At 29.0% G+C, this 18831-nt stretch carries 11 protein-coding genes and 1 pseudogene; 1 reads left to right on the top strand and 11 read right to left on the bottom strand.

What is annotated here, in order from left to right:
* The first annotated feature begins 87 nt into the window (after positions 1-87).
* A complete protein-coding gene (locus MR76_RS02320) occupies positions 88-771 on the top strand; it encodes a TerC family protein (protein WP_024072090.1) in 684 nt (227 codons plus the stop codon).
* A 37-nt stretch (positions 772-808) separates the two neighbouring features.
* Here the strand turns inward: MR76_RS02320 and rbfA are convergent, their stop codons facing one another.
* From rbfA to nuoL, 11 genes and pseudogenes are all read right to left on the bottom strand, one after another.
* On the bottom strand, positions 809-1156 hold the full coding sequence (gene rbfA / locus MR76_RS02325) for a 30S ribosome-binding factor RbfA (RefSeq protein WP_024072091.1): 348 nt from the start codon (positions 1154-1156) through the stop codon (positions 809-811).
* The gene (infB, locus tag MR76_RS02330) at positions 1153-3708 is read right to left on the bottom strand and encodes a translation initiation factor IF-2 (RefSeq protein ID WP_024072092.1); all 2556 of its coding nucleotides are present in this window, start codon (positions 3706-3708) and stop codon (positions 1153-1155) included. The genes rbfA and infB overlap by 4 nt, the downstream gene beginning before the upstream one ends.
* Positions 3709-3730: 22 nt before the next feature.
* Entirely contained in the window at positions 3731-5290 is a 1560-nt protein-coding gene (gene nusA, locus MR76_RS02335) for a transcription termination factor NusA (protein WP_024072093.1), read from the bottom strand.
* Between the two features lie 166 nt (positions 5291-5456).
* Positions 5457-8555, bottom strand: a complete 3099-nt coding sequence (locus MR76_RS02340) for an efflux RND transporter permease subunit (RefSeq protein WP_024072094.1) — start codon at positions 8553-8555, stop codon at positions 5457-5459.
* A gap of 74 nt (positions 8556-8629) precedes the next feature.
* The gene (gene tatC, locus MR76_RS02345; protein WP_024072095.1) at positions 8630-9379 is read right to left on the bottom strand and encodes a twin-arginine translocase subunit TatC; all 750 of its coding nucleotides are present in this window, start codon (positions 9377-9379) and stop codon (positions 8630-8632) included.
* Positions 9380-9399: 20 nt separating this feature from the next.
* The gene (ispG, locus tag MR76_RS02350; protein WP_024072096.1) at positions 9400-10668 is read right to left on the bottom strand and encodes a flavodoxin-dependent (E)-4-hydroxy-3-methylbut-2-enyl-diphosphate synthase; all 1269 of its coding nucleotides are present in this window, start codon (positions 10666-10668) and stop codon (positions 9400-9402) included.
* Positions 10669-10775: 107 nt separating this feature from the next.
* The gene (locus tag MR76_RS02355; RefSeq protein WP_024072097.1) at positions 10776-12527 is read right to left on the bottom strand and encodes a TRP75-related protein; all 1752 of its coding nucleotides are present in this window, start codon (positions 12525-12527) and stop codon (positions 10776-10778) included.
* Between the two features lie 261 nt (positions 12528-12788).
* Entirely contained in the window at positions 12789-13952 is a 1164-nt protein-coding gene (dxr, locus tag MR76_RS02360) for a 1-deoxy-D-xylulose-5-phosphate reductoisomerase (RefSeq protein WP_024072098.1), read from the bottom strand.
* A 52-nt stretch (positions 13953-14004) separates the two neighbouring features.
* Entirely contained in the window at positions 14005-15429 is a 1425-nt protein-coding gene (locus MR76_RS02365; protein WP_024072099.1) for an NADH-quinone oxidoreductase subunit N, read from the bottom strand.
* 21 nt (positions 15430-15450) lie between these two features.
* Positions 15451-16902, bottom strand: coding sequence for a complex I subunit 4 family protein (locus tag MR76_RS02370; RefSeq protein WP_024072100.1), 1452 nt, complete (start codon positions 16900-16902; stop codon positions 15451-15453).
* A 4-nt stretch (positions 16903-16906) separates the two neighbouring features.
* Positions 16907-18771, bottom strand: a pseudogene (nuoL, locus tag MR76_RS02375) (NADH-quinone oxidoreductase subunit L).
* Positions 18772-18831: the final 60 nt, after the last annotated feature.

Consider the following 18831-nt stretch of genomic DNA (forward strand, 5'->3'; position numbering starts at 1 on the left):
AAGCGCTATAGGATCAATAATATTCAATAGATTTTTAATATTATATGCATTAAATAATATAATTAATATCTTATAAAAATATCAAATATGGAAAGTTATATTATTCAATTTCTAACATTACTAATACTAGAGGTAATTTTAGGAGTAGATAATATAATTTTTATTTCACTTGCTGTTACAAAAATATCACCTGAATTACGCAATAAGGCAAAATATATAGGATTATCATTAGCATTGATAATGCGTATTATTACTCTATATGGAGCATCAGCCATACTAGCTCTAAATAACCCCATTATTTCATTATCACAACTTAACCTTTCCCCAAATAATTTATTTATGATATTTGGAGGAGCATTTTTAATTTATCAGAGTTTATCTGAAATATGGTATGATATTTTTAATAAAAATGATAAAATGAATAATTTAAAATCAAATTTCTATCTAGTAATACTACAAATAACAGTAGTAGATTTAATATTTTCTATAGACTCAATACTAACTGCTATAGGCATAGCACATAATATTTTTATTATTCAAATAGTCTTTGTTATTTCTATCATATTTACAATTTTGTTTTCAAATTACATTATAAAAGCAATCACGACACATAGTAATATAAAAACTATAGCTGTCATGTTTGTACTAGTACTAGGTATAATCTTAGCATTAGATGGAATACATATTAAGGTATCACACAACTATCTATATTTTACGTTTGCTTTTTCTATAATTACTGAGGGAATAAATATAATCAAAAAAACAAAGTAACCTATTAAATATACTATGTGAATAGTAATAATAATACCTACTGAGATTCTAATATTTGATTTACCCTAACTAAATTATCAAAACAATGATCTAATTTAAAATACAACCTAGGTATATATCTAAGGTTTACATAAGAAAATATCTCTTTCCTAATAAAATAAGATGAATCATTTAATGTTTGTATAAGATCTTTTTTGTTTGAACAATTTTGAGGAAGTACAATAAAAACAGTAGCATTCCTTATATCATTACTTACTTCCACTTTAGATACAGTTACTAAATGACCATCAACTAAATAAATATCTTGCATCAAAACTTTAGATACAGCTCTATTCAATACTGAAGCAATTTTTAAACTTCTAAAATTCTCAGATTTATAAATCATTTAATAACTCTAATTTCTTCTACTATTTCTAATACATTAATTATATCATTTTCTGGATACACTTCTTTTGCATAGTCCAACAAGATACCACATTCAAACCCAGCAGCAACTTCTTTTACATCATCTTTAAAACGGCGCAAGACCTTAATTTTTCCTTCGTGAATAACATTACCATTACGGATCAATTTCACTGACGCACCTTTCTTAACCAATCCACTTGTCACGTAACATCCAAGTACACTTCCTGCACTTCCAGAAGAAAACACTTTCCTTATAGACAAAGTACCAACTTGTACTTCCTGCTGTAATGGCTTTAACATACTACTTAATATCTTTTTTACATCATCAATTATATCATATATAACTGAATAATGCCTTATTTCAATACACTTTTGCTTTGCTAATTCTTTTACCTGTGTATCCGCTTTTACATTAAAAGCTAAAATTAAAGCATTTGATGTCTCTGCTAATAAAACATCTGATTTTGTAACATTCCCTACACCTTTATATAAAATATTCAATTTTATATCTTCATGAGTTATTTTACTAACTGAGTAGCATATTGCCTCAACAGACCCCATCACATCACACTTCAAAATCACATTTAATTCATCAACCTTATTGCAAGTTAATATACTATTAGCATCCATTTTTGGTTTAGCACTTGCTTCTAATTGTGCATTAAATAATTCTTGCCTATAATTAATCAATTCACGTGCTTGCTTTTCAGAATCTACAACAATAAAACTAGCTCCAGAATTAGGTATATTATTTAATCCTAAAACCTTCACCGGCATTGACGGAATAGCAACCTTTTCACTCCTTCCATCACTATTAAACATATTACGTACTTTACCATATGAATTATGACCAACAACAATAATATCACCAGCTTTTAAAGTCCCTTTTTGTACTATTAAAGTTGCTACTACTCCACAATTTTTATCAATTTTCGACTCTATGACTACTCCAGATGCCCTAGTATTATAAACAGCTTTTAATTCTAACAGCTCCGCTATTAATAATATGCTTGACTTTAATTGATCTAAATTTATCTTTTCTTTAGCAGATACAGGAACAACTATTACATCACCTCCTAAACTTTCCGCTATTACCCCATGATTAAGTAAACTATTGGTAATTTTATCAATATTAGCATCGTGCTTATCAATTTTATTAACTGCAACTATCATTGCTACATTAGCTGCCTTTACATGATTAATTGATTCAATCGTCTGAGGCATAATACCATCATCAGCTGCGACAACTAATACTACTATATCAGTAACATTAGTACCACATGCTCTCATGGCAGTAAATGCTTCATGACCTGGTGTATCAATAAAAGTAATTCTTTTGTCACCATCAAGCATTATCTGATATGCACCTATATGCTGTGTAATGCCTTTAAATTCTCCATCTGCAACATTTGATTTACGTATAGCATCAAGCAATGAAGTCTTTCCATGATCTACATGTCCCATAACAGTTACAACAGGTGCTCTAGGAAGCAATTCTTTGTCATTACCATCAGAATATAAATCTTCCTCTAATTTACCATCATTTACCAATTTAAAAGTATGGTTAAAAGCTTCTACAATCATAGAAGCTTGATCTGGATCTAAAAAATCTGTTGGCTTAATATCACGCTTTCCCATTTGAAACAACATATGCTGTACATCTTTTATTCTTTCAGACATATTATTTGCTAATTCCTGTACAGTAATTCTTTTTGGTATTAGGACTTTGCGAGTAACCTTATTCTTTGTAGAGCCAACTGAACGATTTTTCTTACTTTTATGTGTTTGAATGACCTGTTTATTATTATCTTCCAATTCTTCTTCTATTACTAATTTTACATGCTTACTATACATGTTATTAGAAACTACTTTCTTAGGATTTCCTTTCTTTTCTTCATGTTCTTTCTCGAATTTCTTAAGCTTTTTCTCTTCAATACCCTTAGACTGTAACAAATCACTTATATTACTATCTTCAACTTGATTATTTACTTCAACCTCTTTCTGCTTGTCCTCAACAATGTTTAAAGACATTGAATCAACATTATTACTACTTTCTTCAAGTACTTGTTCCATATTTTCTTTTTCAACTTGTTCAGTATTATCTTCTTCAACAGTAACAACATTACTGTTATCCTCTTCAGTAAATACTGACTCTGTTACTTCAACATCAATAACTTCTTCTTTTTTAAGAACTTTATCATCACTTGTATCCTCCTTTTTCTCATAAATACTAGCATTCTGCAAAGCATTCATACGAGAAATTTGTTCTTGTATAGTCAAGGAATTATTACGTTCACTACCTTGATAAGCATTATCATTTTGCAATATTACAGAAGCCTGTTCAATATTATCAATATCCCTTCTCTTCTTGCTCTTACGAACTTCTACAGTAGTTATAGACTTCTTTGAGGCAAATTTTGTACCCTGTTGTATACTTGAAGACAGTTTTAACTTATCACTAAGTTTTAGTGTTGTACGTTCAGTTTTACCTGACATCAACCCACTACCTACAACACCTTTAGACTCATTCATAGACAACTACCCAAAACAAAAGTTATAACCACCCTATTTTTTTACGAGACTCTAATATAACAGAGTCTACTTGATCTTTAGTCAATGCAATATCAGGAATAATATCGAAAAATTCATCTGTACACAACCCAGCAACATCTTCAAGACTCTTAATACCATTATTAGATAACGCTATAATGTCACTTGGTCTTAAAAACGGTAGCATAGCAATATCTTTATCAACAGACAAATTATCTAGAATCTGTTTCATTTCAGCATCTTTACGCATTAAATAATCAGCTGCTCTATTCTTTAACTCCTCTGCAATTTCTTCGTTAAACCCATCTATTGCAGAAATATCATTAATAGATGCTTGATCTATATCTTCAATACTAACAAACCCTTCAGTAAATAACAATTGTCCTATTATCTCTTCAACATCTAATCCTTCAACAAATATTTTTGATCCTGCACTTAACTCTTTTGCTTTTCTACTAGATTCAGTTTCATCTCCTATTACATCTATTTTCCACCCAACTAATTCAGATGCCAATCTAATATTCTGTCCATATCTACCAATTGCTAAACTTAATTGATTTTCAGGAATTATTAACTCTATTTTCTCTTTATCTTCATCAATAATAACTTTTAAAACTTCTGCAGGAGCTATAGCATTAACTATAAACTTAGCGAGTTCTGGAGAATATAAAATTACATCAATCTTTTCTCCATGCAATTCAGAAATAATACTTTGAATTCTCACACCCCTAGCACCAACACATGCACCTACTGGATCTATATTTTTATCAGAAGAAAAAACTGCAACCTTTGACCTTGAACCTGGATCCCTAGCTATAGCTTTAATTGTAACTATTCCATCATATATTTCTGGTATTTCCTGCTTGAATAATTGCCCCATAAATCCTTTGCTAATTCTTGAAAGAAATATCTGAGGTCCTGAATTTTCTTTTCGTACATCTTCTATATGAGCTTTTACTCTGTCACCAACACGAAATACTTCACCTTTTATTAAATTTGAAGCTGATAAATAACCTTCATTCCCATTTAAATCTACAATAACATTATTATATTCTATACGTTTAGCAGTACCATAAACAATATCACCTATACGATCTTTGAAATCTTCATATTGCCTTTTACGTTCTTCTGAAATAATAACTTGAGCAATTTTTTGCTTTGCAATTTTAGCAGAACTATAATCAAGATCAATAACAGGCAGAGGCTCTAACATTATATCACCAACTTCAATGTTTTTATCAATTTGCTTAGCTTCCGTTAAAGTAATTAATTTATATTTGCTTATATCAGAAAAATCTACTTCATTTTCCTTTTCCTTGCTTTCAGGAATAACAACATCACCATTATCATTAATAACTAATACTTGCCTGTAAGTAGCCACTACACCAGTTTTTCTATCTACTGTAACCTTAATCTTACAATTTCCATATCTACTGCGACTAGTTAATTGAATAGCTTCTTCTATAGCCCTGATTATTACATCTAAACTCAAGCCTTTCTGATCAGCAATATCCTTAGCCACCCTTATTAATTCTAAGTTATCAAAATTTTGTAGATTAACCATAAAAACCCTTAGTAAAAACCTATGTACAAAAAACTAAGATTTAGTGCACCTGATTATTTAAAAATGACACATATTCAGATAAAACCGCGGTAGCAGTTTATATTATAACTACTATTCAAGTCAAGCAATTTCTCCCAACAGTAAACTTACTATACATACTGCAAGCTTACTTAGCAGTTTTATCATATTTTCCAATCATAAGCAACGCAGGAGTAAAAAATAAGGTAATAACAGTAGCTAAACATAATCCAGTAGCTATAGTATAAGATAATTCAAACCAAAGCTGACTTGATGGCGAATCATAAATAATTTGTCGGTTAATAAAATCACAACTTATACGTAATATCATAGGAACTAATCCTATAATTCCAGTAATAACTGTCAATAATATTGGCCTAACTCTAGACAAAGCTGCTCTCGTTATAGCCTCCTTTTTACTACATGTAACCTTCATGTTAATATAAAAAGCATCAAGAAGTAAAATATTATTATTTACTATTACACCAGCTAAGACAATAATACCCACTCCTCCCATAACTACAGAAAAAACATGGCCTGTAATGAAAAATCCGAAAAATATGCAAGTAGTTGACAAGAAAATAGCTGTCATAATAATTAATGTATCATAAATACTATTAAATTCAGTAATTAGAATCAACATAATAAGTATTGTTACAATAAAAAATGCTTTTATTAAGAACCTTTGCGATTCTTCTTGATCCTTTATCTCTCCTTTTACTTCAACTGACACTTCTGAATCAAAATTATCTTTAAATTTCTGATTTAAAAAATTTATCATTCTTTCCAATAAATACCCCTCAGACAAATCAGCCGTTACACTAACTGTTCTCATACCATTAATATGATTTATCCCACCTTCTTTACGTTGAGCTTGATGAATAATAAAATCACTGACAGCAGTATATCCATGTGAAGTACTGACAAATAAATTACTTAATGTATTTAAATTACGATATTCCTTAGGAAATCTCATAATAATATCTACTTCATCATTAACATTATCTGGATGATAACTATTTAATAATATTCCTTCAGCTGTCATCTTTATAAATTTGCCAATTATGGAAATATCAACACCAGACTTCATTGCTTTATTTTTATCAATATTGACTTTCCATTCTATTTCTAAGGATGATCTATTATCCGTAATATTCTCAAATCCTAAAGAATTATTCATAATAGATATTACCTTATTAGTCATATCATTAATTTTAGTTATATCATATGAGCTAATATCAATGCGTATTGGCTTACCAATTACTGGCTTCATTTTTTCCTCTGTAATATTTACAATGATACCTTTTACATCTTGTAACTTACTTTTTATTTCACCTAATATTTTTTCAGATTTTCTACGAAGAGACCATCTTTTTAATTCTATTTGAACTTTCCCAATAATATCATCCACATCTAATGAATAATCAAATAGGCCAGCTTTTATGTAAATAAATTTTATACCAGGTATATCAGAAATTCTTTGCTCAATTTCTTGTAATATATCATTTCTTTCATAAACAGATAAATTATTATTTGCTCTTATAGTAATAAGCATTCTTTCTGAGTCAATACTTGGAAAAAATTCTATACCTGGACCAACTATAAAATATCCAAATGTAGAGATAAGTAAAATACCAATTATTATACAAATAAATTTTTTAGGATGATCAAGCACATTATTTAAAATTTTACTATAACCTTTAGTAAATTTTCCTAAATGTATAAAATCACCAGTACTTACTGCTACAATCTTTGCTATACTTTTTTTATCAGTTACCGATGGCGTTCCAATAATAGCACCTAAAACTGGAATAAAAATCAAAGCCATAATCCACGAACCACTCAAAGTCGTAATTAATGCAATAGGAATATACTTCATAAATTCACCAGTAGTTCCAGGCCAAAATAACAATGGAATATACACCACCAATTTTGTTAAAGTAGCCGATGCAACTGGCCAAAACATATCATATGCAGCTTGTTTAAAAGCTTCTACCTTGTTTAAACCATTAATCATTTTCCTATCTGCATATTCAGTAATGACTATAGCATCATCAACAAGCATTCCAACAGCCATAATTAAGGAAAATAAAATCACTATATTCAACGTATACCCTAGTGAATACATAATGATAATACCAAATAAAAAAGATCCTGGTATTGATATAGCAACTAATACTGCAGTTTTAGTTCCCATAAATATCATCATAATGATCACAACTAGTAAAACTGACATTAAAATAGAATTTTGTAATTCATTTAAAATGTCCGATATTTCTCCTGACTCATCTTGAAGATAAATAACTGATAAGTTGTTTGGCAACACATCTCCTAAGTTACTTATAAGTTCTTTTACTTGAGATATAGTTTCAATAATATTCTTACCTGTTTGTTTCGATACCTCTAATACTAAACATGGATGATTGTTTACTCGAACAAATTCTTTGTTGTTTTGATAAACTGGTCTTATAGTAGCAATATTCCCTAGAGTGATAACAGAATATCCGTCAGTTTTTATTGGTATATTCATTATATCTTGCATATTTTTTAGAATACTTGGTAAATGTAATGTATACTTACCCACCATAGAATCCAAATTTCCAGCATTTACAAATTGATTGTTATTTAATACAGCCATTACTACATCTTGTACTTGTAAGTTATAACTATTAATAACATCAGGAGAAATATTTATCTCAACAACATCTTTACCATTTCCAATAATTTTTACACTTTCTACATTAGGTAAATTTTCCAATCTAGATTGTAAATTACTTGCAATTTTAGATAACGTTCTATTAGGCAAATCACCAATCAAAGCTATACTTAATACTGGAAATAAACTGAAATTTTCTTCACTTATTATAGGAAAAGTTGCCTCTTGAGGCAATTTAGCACGTATTATATCTATTTTTGATCTTACATTTTCCAAAGCTTCTTTATAGTTAAATCCTACATTAAATTCCAATATTACATTTGCATAGCCGTTTTTAGCGATTGAGATAATCCTATTAACACCTTTAATAGACTTTATTTCTCGTTCAATAGGATATACTAAAAATTTTTCTACATCTTCAGATGACATTCCTTGTAAACTAGTATGAATAGACAAAATAGGTTTTTTTATTTCAGGATTTTTTTCTTTAGGAATATCAAAATAAGAATAAGAACCAAATATCAATATAATCACTAATAGAAATATTGATACTCTATTCCTTTGTAAGAATATTTCAGCAATCTTTCTCATTACTTAAGCCGCTATAAATTAATTAGCTCACAATACCATTACATATAAACAACATTTCTATAAGTAGCAAAACATTATTTATTACGCTCAATATACTTACAAGCTAATATTGATGCTTCATATAATAATAACATTGGTATCGCTAATCCTATTTGGCTTAATACATCAGGTGGTGTTAGTATAGCAGCAAGAATAAAAATAACTACAATTGCAACTCTTCGTTTTCGTGCTAAACTTTTTGCAGATACTATACCAATCCTGGACATTAATGTTAAAAATATAGGAATTTGAAATGCCACACCAAATGCAAACATTAGTTGTAAGACCAAATCTAGATATTCGCTTACTGATGGCATAAATTCTATTGGCACACCCATTGAAGCATCTCTGTTTTCAAACGCAATAAAAAATTTCCAAGCTAAAGGGAATATATAATAATATACCATTGCAGCTCCAAGAATAAAAAGTACTGGAGTTGATATCAAGTAGGGTAACAATACTAATTTTTCTTTCTTGTATAACCCTGGAGCTAAAAACATATAAAATTGCCACGCAAAAACAGGAAAAGAACATAACAAAGCAGCCATAGTAGCAACTTTTAAATATACAAAGAAAGCTTCTGTTAAATCAGTGTATATTAAAGAAAACTCAGGATTAGTACCTTCTAAATCTATTAGAGGAATTAATAAAAAGTTATATATTCTTTCGGAAAAGAAATAACATATACCAAACATGATACAAAAAAATATAAAACTAAAAAATATTCTATATCTCAATTCCTCAAAATGCTTAAAAAAGAACATTTCACCAGTTGTAGATTCCATTAGATAGATTACCTTTCTTACTATTGATAATATACATTAACATAATTCTCAATTATTGATGTAAATTGCTCAAAAATATTATCACCTTCTAAGGTACATAATTTTTCTCCATTTTGATACACTGCAGCTACAGGTCTTTCACCATAGCCAGGAAGGCTAATGCCTACATTTGCATGTTTACTTTCACCAGGACCATTCACTATACAACCCATAACTGCTACAACCATATTTTCGGATCCAGGATTAGTATTTTTCCATACTAGCATACGCTCTGCAATATAATCATTTACATCTTTAGCTAACTGATGAAAATATTTAGGGTTAGTTCTATTACAACCTGGACATGAAGTTACCTGTGCAGTAAAACTCCTTAACCCTATACTTTGCAAAATTTCTTGACATAACTTAACTTCAGTACTTCTTGGTTCTCCTGGCTGCTGAGTTAGAGAAACACGTATAGTATTACCTATTCCATTTAGTAATAGGTAAGATATTCCTGCAGCACTACTAACCATTCCTTTTGTACCAGAGCCTGCTTCTGTTAACCCCAAATGTAATGGATAATCACATACATTTGACAACACTGTATAAACAGGAATTAAATCTTGTATTTTACTCGTTTTACAAGATATAACTATTTTATTTTTAGATAAACCAATTTCTTCTGCACGTTTAGCACTTGTTATAGCAGAAATTACTAATGCCTTCTGTAAAATCACATAATCTGGTTTAGGGTTACTAAGCAATGCATTATCATTCATTAATTTTGAAGCTAAATATTTATCTAAACTTCCCCAATTTACACCTATTCTAATAGGGATATCATACTTTATTGCAAATTCGATAATATCTTCAAAATTCTTATCTCGCTTATTCCCAAATCCAACATTTCCTGGATTAATACGTATTTTCCCTAAAGCAGCTGCACATTCCGGATATTTTCTTACTAACCTAGCAATTTCATACTGCCCACATCCTATTATCATTTTAGCATTAAATCCATGATCTACTAACACATCCCTCATATAAGGAATATTTTTCATAGCTTGTTCTGAATTAACTGCAACTCTTACCAACTCAGATCCAGCTTGTGCCAATTCTAAAATCTCATGTGCATCTTTACTTACATCCCCAGATCCACCCAATGCCATGGATTGCACTACTATAGGGTTATTACCACCAATTATAACATCACCAACTTTTACTTCATAAGTTACTTTACTTTTCTTTAGAATACAGTCAAACAACCCCTCTTCATTTAAAATTCTATCCACAACATCACACTGCATACTACAATACAATTTTACACATAAAATCAAAATTATACATAGCTAAATCAATAAATCTACTATAATTTCTCTAAATTTACGCTCTACTCTTCATAGTATGCCATACCTTAATCATCATAATAATAAGTAATACTATAGTCTTCATCATATTCTTTCATCTCTTTAATACCTTGTAATAACATGTAATCTTTCTCTTCTTCAGACATTACAACCACTTGTTCGCCATTATTACCGTTATTACTGATATCAATTTGACCATTGTGTCCAGACATTCCAACGTTATCTTTTACAGCATTATCTTGCTCTTTTGTAGAATTATCTTGATCATTTTTATTTTCTGCTTCTTGTAATTCTTCTGTAGTATCATTTTGATCTTTATTTTGCTCTTTTAAAAATGACAAAAAGTGTACAGCTTTATAATTATTTTTTTGTTCACTCACTTCAGAAACTGGATTAGCAGGTTCTACGTCATGCTTAGATTGAGATAGCACAGGTTCTTCATCACTATCAATATTATCTTTATGATTTTCTGAATCACCACTGGAATTTTTGTCTTTATTATTTTCTATTTTTGTAAATTTTAACAATGAACGAAATCCTTTGTCTTTTTTATCAACCTGATTGTCACTATTATCACTCAAGTTAGGTGTATCATCTGTACTCCCAGTTATTAGAGGTTTAACTTCATTTTTAACATCTTGTAATTTAGTCTTATCTTCAGCTTTAGCTACTGGAGGTTCATTTTTAACATCTTGTAATTTAATCTTATCTTCAACTTTAGCTACTGGAGGTTCATTTTTGACATCTTGTAATTTAGTATTATCTTCAGCTTTAGCTACTGGAGGTTCATTTTTGACATCTTGTAATTTAGTCTTATCTTCAGCTTTAGCTACTGGAGGTTCATTTTTGACATCTTGTAATTTAATCTTATCTTCAACTTTAGCTACTGGAGGTTCATTTTTGACATCTTGTAATTTAGTCTTATCTTCAGCTTTAGCTACTGGAGGTTCATTTTTGACATCTTGTAATTTAATCTTATCTTCAGCTTTAGCTACTGGAGGTTCATTTTTGACATCTTGTAATTTAGTCTTATCTTCAGCTTTAGCTACTGGAGGTTCATTTTTGACATCTTGCAATTTAATCTTATCTTCAGCTTTAGCTACTGGAGGTTCATTTTTGACATCTTGCAATTTAATCTTATCTTCAGCTTTAGCTACTGGAGGTTCATTTTTGACATCTTGCAATTTAATCTTATCTTCAGCTTTAGCTACTGGAGGTTCATTTTTAACATCTTGTAATTTAGTCTTATCTTCAGCTTTAGCTACTGGAGGTTCATTTTTAACATCTTGTAATTTAGTCTTATCTTTAGCTTTAGCTACTGGAGGTTTATTTTTAACATCTTGTAATTTAGTCTTATCTTTAGCTTTAGCTACTGGAACTTCATTTTTATCCTTTACATCTTGAACATGTATACCATCATCATCTTCTATAGGATCAATAAATTTAGCACCTGCTACATCAATCAAATTGATTCCATTATCATCTATCATAGAATCATGACCATCTTCTTTCAAAAAAGCCTCATATTCTTTATCCTTTACCTGCACTTTAGGTTTTACTTTGCGTCTTGTATTAACACTCTTACTATTTTTATCAACACCAGAGTTCAATGCATCCCTATGTTCTTTATAAATTGAGTAATCACGAGCAAATTCCACATTACTATCAAAAGCTTCACCATCAGGATTATAAATCGGAGAATATTTCCTACTAAACTGATACCTACTCTTATTTGAGCATGAAACAACAAAAGAGAAAATTAATACCAATAATATATTCAAGATATTACGTCTAAACATCTAACACCTACAAGACACATCTTCATTTTAAAATATTTATACCAAATACACTATGTTAAGTAAACGCATTATTTAATAAAATTAAATCAATATATCATTATTTAAAGAAAATTAACTTTTAATAATTAACATTCCTCTCTTTTTATTAATTACTATTAAGCATTAACGACATTATTTATACAAATTAGCAAAAATACAAATATATCACAAAAATGGATTCGCAATGTATTATTAAATATATTAAACAAATAATTTAATATATTAACATAATTTATCAACAATATTACTTGCTACTCTTCTACTTACTGCATCACAATCAAGAATATTTGATAGAGAATTAATACGACCGTAATCAAGTAAGTTTAATGTTTCATAGACTACACTTATAATATCAAGAAATCCTATTTTCTTATTTAAGAAAGCATCAACAGCAACTTCATTTGCAGCATTTAAAATAATGCTATTAGCATGAACATTAGATGTTTTTAATACCTCAAATCCTAATTTTATACCAGGAAACTTATAAACATCAGGTTTTATAAAAGTCAACTGATTACATAATGCTAAATTCAGTTTTCTACATAAAACAGCTGACCTATCTGGCCAAGATAACGTATACATAATTGGAATTTTCATATCTGGTACAGACATAACAGCAACAGATGTACCATCTATATAAGACACTATCCCATGCACTATAGATTCAGGATGTATAATTATATCTAATTTTTCAGCTTTTACTGAAAAAAAATAATAAGCTTCTATAACTTCAAGAGATTTATTGATCATAGTTGCACTATCAACAGATATTTTTTTTCCCATCTTCCAAATGGGATGCTTCACTGTATCTTGAATTGTCACGTTTTTCATTTGATTATAATCCATTGATAACAATGGACCACCAGATGCAGTTAAGGTAATTTTTTCCAAATCTTTTTTATCATTATTAGAAAACATCTGATGTATAGCATTGTGTTCTGAATCTACAGGAATAATATTAACATCCTTTTCTTTAGCTAAACTAAGTAATAACGTCCCACCACAAACTATACTTTCTTTATTTGCTAATGCAATAACTTTAACATTTGAATTAATTAAATAAGTCATCGGTATAAGTGCCGCCACTCCTACAATAGCCATCATTGCATAATCTACATTTAAAGATGTAGCCATAACCATCCCAGAATCGCCAGCACTAACTTTAATATTAGTACCAACCAATAAATCTTTTAGTTCTTGATACAAATCAACATCAGAAATAACAACTCTTTCTGCACCAACTAACTTAGCCTGGTATGCTAATAAATGAATATTCGATTTTGCAACCAATACTTTTACTTGATATTTATCGAGATCAGCAAATATTATATCAATAATCATTTGACCAATAGCACCAGTTGAGCCAAATATTGAAATTGTTTTCACACGTTTTAATATTGAATAAACTCAGTATATTATATATCGAATATTCAGATTATTATCCATTAAAAAAATTAAAATGTAGAAAATAACCTATAACACGCCTTACATCACCAACAAATACAAAAAATATAAAATATATTAATACTGTAAACAATAGGACAGCAGATAATTTCTTATTCATTACTAATATACTACAAGAAGTATCATTTAAATCAAAATACATTACCTTAATAATTCGCAAGTAGTAATAACATGAAATAACACTTACAAGAGCAAAAATTATTGCAATTTTTATAAAACCATTTTCTATTAAACTTGATAATATATCATACTTAGGAAAAAATCCAGCTAAAGGTGGTATTCCAGCCATAGATAACATAGTTACAGCAATACAAAATGCTATTACTGGAGAGTTAGTATGTAACCCTCTTAAATTCAATACATTACAATTATCATCACGATACTGTATCAAAACAGAAAAAAGCCCTATATTCATAATAACATATAACAATAAATACATTATTACAGCTGTATTACTAGCCAAAGTATTCATTGCTAATGCAATTAACATATACCCCATATGTCCAATAGCAGCATATGAAAATAATCTTTTTAAATTACTTTGCCTCATTGCCCCAAATGCTGAAACAAATATAGATAATACGGATACACATATCACTATATGTTGCCAATCTTTAGATAAAGCAGGTAATACTTCATTTAATATTCTAATCAATAATAGTATAAATGTACTTTTTGGTACTATAGAAAAAAACGCTGTCATAACAGTCGAAGTACCCTGATAAACATCAGGAACCCACATATGAAATGGAGCCACTGATAATTTAAAAAATATACCAATTAAAATAAACACCATACCTAAAATAGAACCTAAAGGTATATTCTGACCATGAGAAAAGAAATTGTATAATTCATAAAAACCCACTTCTGTTGTATAACCATATAACATAGAAATTCCATACAGCATTATACAAGAAGACAGTGCACTTAATACAAAATATTTTACACCTGATTCAGAAGACCTAATTGCACTTTTATCAAAACATGTTAATGCATATAAAGTTATACTTTGTATTTCAAATGATAAATAAAAAGAAAGTAGATTATTTGCAGAAATCAAAGTGATTAAACCAAAAACTGCAAGTAAAATCATTATTGAAAATTCATAACAATACTCCCTACCAGATGCTAACATCATAAATAGAACACTACTGCTAGAAAATAAAATCACAATTTTTGCAATAGAAATATACAAATCAGACTTTAACAGTCCATCAAAAATTAGCCGTGGTTCAATCTCTAAATTAATTAAAACAACACCAATAGTTATCAGTGAAGTAATCAATGACAAAACATGTATAACTCTTTTATTCAGTACAATCCCTAATAATAAGAAGATCAAAGATGAACTAACTAAAAAAATTTCCGGTATTATATAAACAAAATTATTCCAATACATAATAAACAATCTCAAATGCTACTAAAGTATAAAGTTTCTTAAAGACAACTGCTCTATGAATGGAGTTAAGCATTTTAATAAGATATAATAAGGATACAATCCAAATAATAATATAAAAGCAACTAACACTATTAAAATAAATAACTCATCCTTATTAAGATTACAATCAATTAAATCACAATTTGGTACACCCCAGATTACTCTCTTACACAAGAACAACATATATAAAGCACCTAATACAACTCCAACAGCAATAAAAACTGAAAATAATTTAGAGTAATGAAAAATCCCTAATATAGATAAAAACTCTCCTATAAAACCTGAAGTACCAGGTAAAGCAATCGAAGCCATTGCAAAAAATATAAATATAACAGAAAATTTAGGCATTGTTTTTGCTAACCCCCCATATCTTGCTATTTCCAAAGTATGAGTACGATTATAAAGTATACCAACACAAATAAACAAAGCTGCAGATATTAATCCATGGCTAATCATCTGAAATACAGCTCCTGATATCCCATATTTATTAAAAGAAAATATTCCAGCAGTAACAAACCCCATATGAGCTATCGAAGAATATGCTATTAACTTTTTAATATTAGTTTGGACAAAAGATATCAATGAAGCATAAATTACAGCTATAATACTTAATATTATTACAAAATTTGAAAAATATACACTAGCTTCTGGTAACATAGGGAGAGAAAATCTTAGTAATGCATATGTACCAACTTTAATTAGAATACCAGCCAATAAAACAGATCCTACTGTAGGTGCTTGAACGTGAGCATCAGGTAACCAAGTATGAAAAGGTATAATAGGTATTTTTATTGCAAATGAAATAAAAAATGCAACCCATACCCATTTCTGTGCTGTCAGACTTAAATAATTTGATAAAATATAAGTTAACTGCCCTATATCACTTACTTTACCAGAAAAGAAATATATATACAGTATTGCTATTAAGAATAATAAAGAACCAAGTAAAGTATATAAAAATAATTTAAATGTAGCATATACTCTGTCTTCATGTCCCCACATTCCTATAATAAAAAACATTGGAATTAGAACAGATTCAAAAAATATATAAAACATTACTATATCAAGTGAAGCAAATACTCCTATAGTTAATCCCTCTAGTAACAATAATAAAGCAAGAAACATACGCAAATTTCTTAACTGCGTATTACATAAAGTGAAGATAATAGATAATAAAAATAAAAAAGTCGTCAATAATAGAAGCAGCAAAGACAACCCATCTATACCTAATACAAAACCTGGAGCTAGATTATGTATAAATTGAAAACCCTTATACAAATAATCAAATTTTACAGCTACAATAACATTTATAAAGAATGCAGTTACAGCACATAACAAAGAAGTTATCTTTGCAACTACTAAATTCGCCTTAAAATTACTAATTGCTAATAAGCATGACCCTAATATTGGCAATAAAATCATCAAAAATAGCATTACTTTAAAATCTTATATTATTATAAATTAACCACATGATAATACTTATCAAACCTAATAGCATAATAAATGCATAATCGAAAACAAAACCAGTTTGTATCTTAACGCTACCCTTTGAGCAAGAATTCACTATTTTAGTAATACCACCTAACCCAAAATAATCAATAATTTTTTTATCAATTACTCTAGAAAAGAAATTAGCTATAAACTTAATAGGTATTATAAATACAAGATTATACAACTCATCAAAATACCACTTATTATATAGAAATTTAAATAACCGGTTAAAATGCAAATTACTAGAATAATTGCAAAAATATTTTAAGTAAGCACATACTATTCCAAGTATACTTAGAAATAATGGTAACATTTTTACAAATAACCCAACTTCTACATGTTCATGTATTTGTATACTACCCTTCCAAAATGCAGCATCATTAATTAATAATAAATTTTGTCCCCACATACCAGAAAATATAGAACCTATAGCCAACACTAATAGAGGCAAAAGCATAATCTTTCCTGACTCATGTATTGGACCATTTCTTGAGTTGATTCCATGAAAAACTAATATAATCAATCTCCAAGAATAAAAAGCTGTTAGAAATGCAACTAAATTACATATTATAAAGGCAATTGTACTAGTGTGATAGCTACTTTCAATAATCAAATCTTTTGAATAAAAACCAGCAAAAGGGAAAATACCTGCTAATGCTAAGGATCCTATCCAAGTCAACACATATGTAAATGGTAACTGACGCCAAGAAATACATATTTTATGAATGTCTTGTTCATGTGTAGCATGTATTATATTACCAGCACATAAAAACAACAGTGCTTTGAAAAAAGCATGAGTCATCAAATGAAATACAGCAACACTATATGCTGATAACCCACATGCAATAAACATATATCCTAACTGACTACAAGTAGAATATGCTATTATCTTCTTTATATCACTCTGTACAATAGCAACAGTCGCAGCAAATAAACAGGTACATGTGCCAATAATCAAGACAACATTGCGTGCCATTACTGACAATTCAAACAATGGAGAACATCTAACAACAAGAAATACTCCTGCTGTTACCATAGTTGCAGCATGAATTAATGCTGAAGCAGGAGTAGGACCTTCCATTGCATCAGGCAACCATGTATGTAAACCAATTTGTGCAGACTTACCCATACATCCAATAAAAAGTAACAAGCATATCACATCTAAATAAGGTATCGGATAACCAAAAAAATTAATTGCACCTTCAACATATATTGAATCAAGCATGTTAAACACTTTACTGAATTCTAAAGATCCAAATACCCAAAATACGGCTATAATTCCTAATATAAAAAAAAATCCCCTATTCTATTCATAATAAATGCTTTTATTGCTGCTTTAGTAGCTGAAGCTTTATCAAACCAAAAACCAATTAACAAATAAGAACATAATCCGACACCTTCCCAACCAAAAAAAAGTTGAACAAAATTATCACTTGTTACTAAAATTAACATAAAGAATGTAAATAATGATATATAAGATAAAAATCTAGATACACCTATATCGTGAGACATATAACCTATCGAATAAAGATGCACCACCGCTGACACTGTATTAACTATTATCAGCATAATCATGCTTAATGAATCTATATACAATGACCAGTTAATTTTTAACTTATATAATTCAATCCACGGAAATAAAGTAATAACATAACTATCTTTAAAATCAAAAAATAAGTACCACGATAACAATGATGCACAAACCACCAAAGAAGTGGTAACTAACTGAGAAATTAACCTATTATTTATCATATTACCAAAAATAGAACCTATTAAAGGCAAAAGAACACATAATAGCTCAACCTTAATCATAAACCTGATCCTTAATTAATTGACCACAAATCAATTAAAATAACTAATTATAATTAGTCA

Source organism: Ehrlichia muris AS145 (assembly GCF_000508225.1).
GTDB lineage: Bacteria > Pseudomonadota > Alphaproteobacteria > Rickettsiales > Anaplasmataceae > Ehrlichia > Ehrlichia muris.

Coding starts and splice junctions, on each gene's coding strand:
- MR76_RS02320 (WP_024072090.1), top strand. CDS start 88: ATGGAAAGTTATATTATTCAATTTCTAACATTACTAATACTAGAGGTA.
- rbfA (WP_024072091.1), bottom strand. CDS start 1,156: ATGATTTATAAATCTGAGAATTTTAGAAGTTTAAAAATTGCTTCAGTA.
- infB (WP_024072092.1), bottom strand. CDS start 3,708: ATGAATGAGTCTAAAGGTGTTGTAGGTAGTGGGTTGATGTCAGGTAAA.
- nusA (WP_024072093.1), bottom strand. CDS start 5,290: ATGGTTAATCTACAAAATTTTGATAACTTAGAATTAATAAGGGTGGCT.
- MR76_RS02340 (WP_024072094.1), bottom strand. CDS start 8,555: ATGAGAAAGATTGCTGAAATATTCTTACAAAGGAATAGAGTATCAATA.
- tatC (WP_024072095.1), bottom strand. CDS start 9,379: ATGGAATCTACAACTGGTGAAATGTTCTTTTTTAAGCATTTTGAGGAA.
- ispG (WP_024072096.1), bottom strand. CDS start 10,668: ATGCAGTGTGATGTTGTGGATAGAATTTTAAATGAAGAGGGGTTGTTT.
- MR76_RS02355 (WP_024072097.1), bottom strand. CDS start 12,527: ATGTTTAGACGTAATATCTTGAATATATTATTGGTATTAATTTTCTCT.
- MR76_RS02365 (WP_024072099.1), bottom strand. CDS start 15,429: ATGTATTGGAATAATTTTGTTTATATAATACCGGAAATTTTTTTAGTT.
- MR76_RS02370 (WP_024072100.1), bottom strand. CDS start 16,902: ATGCTATTTTTGATGATTTTATTGCCAATATTAGGGTCATGCTTATTA.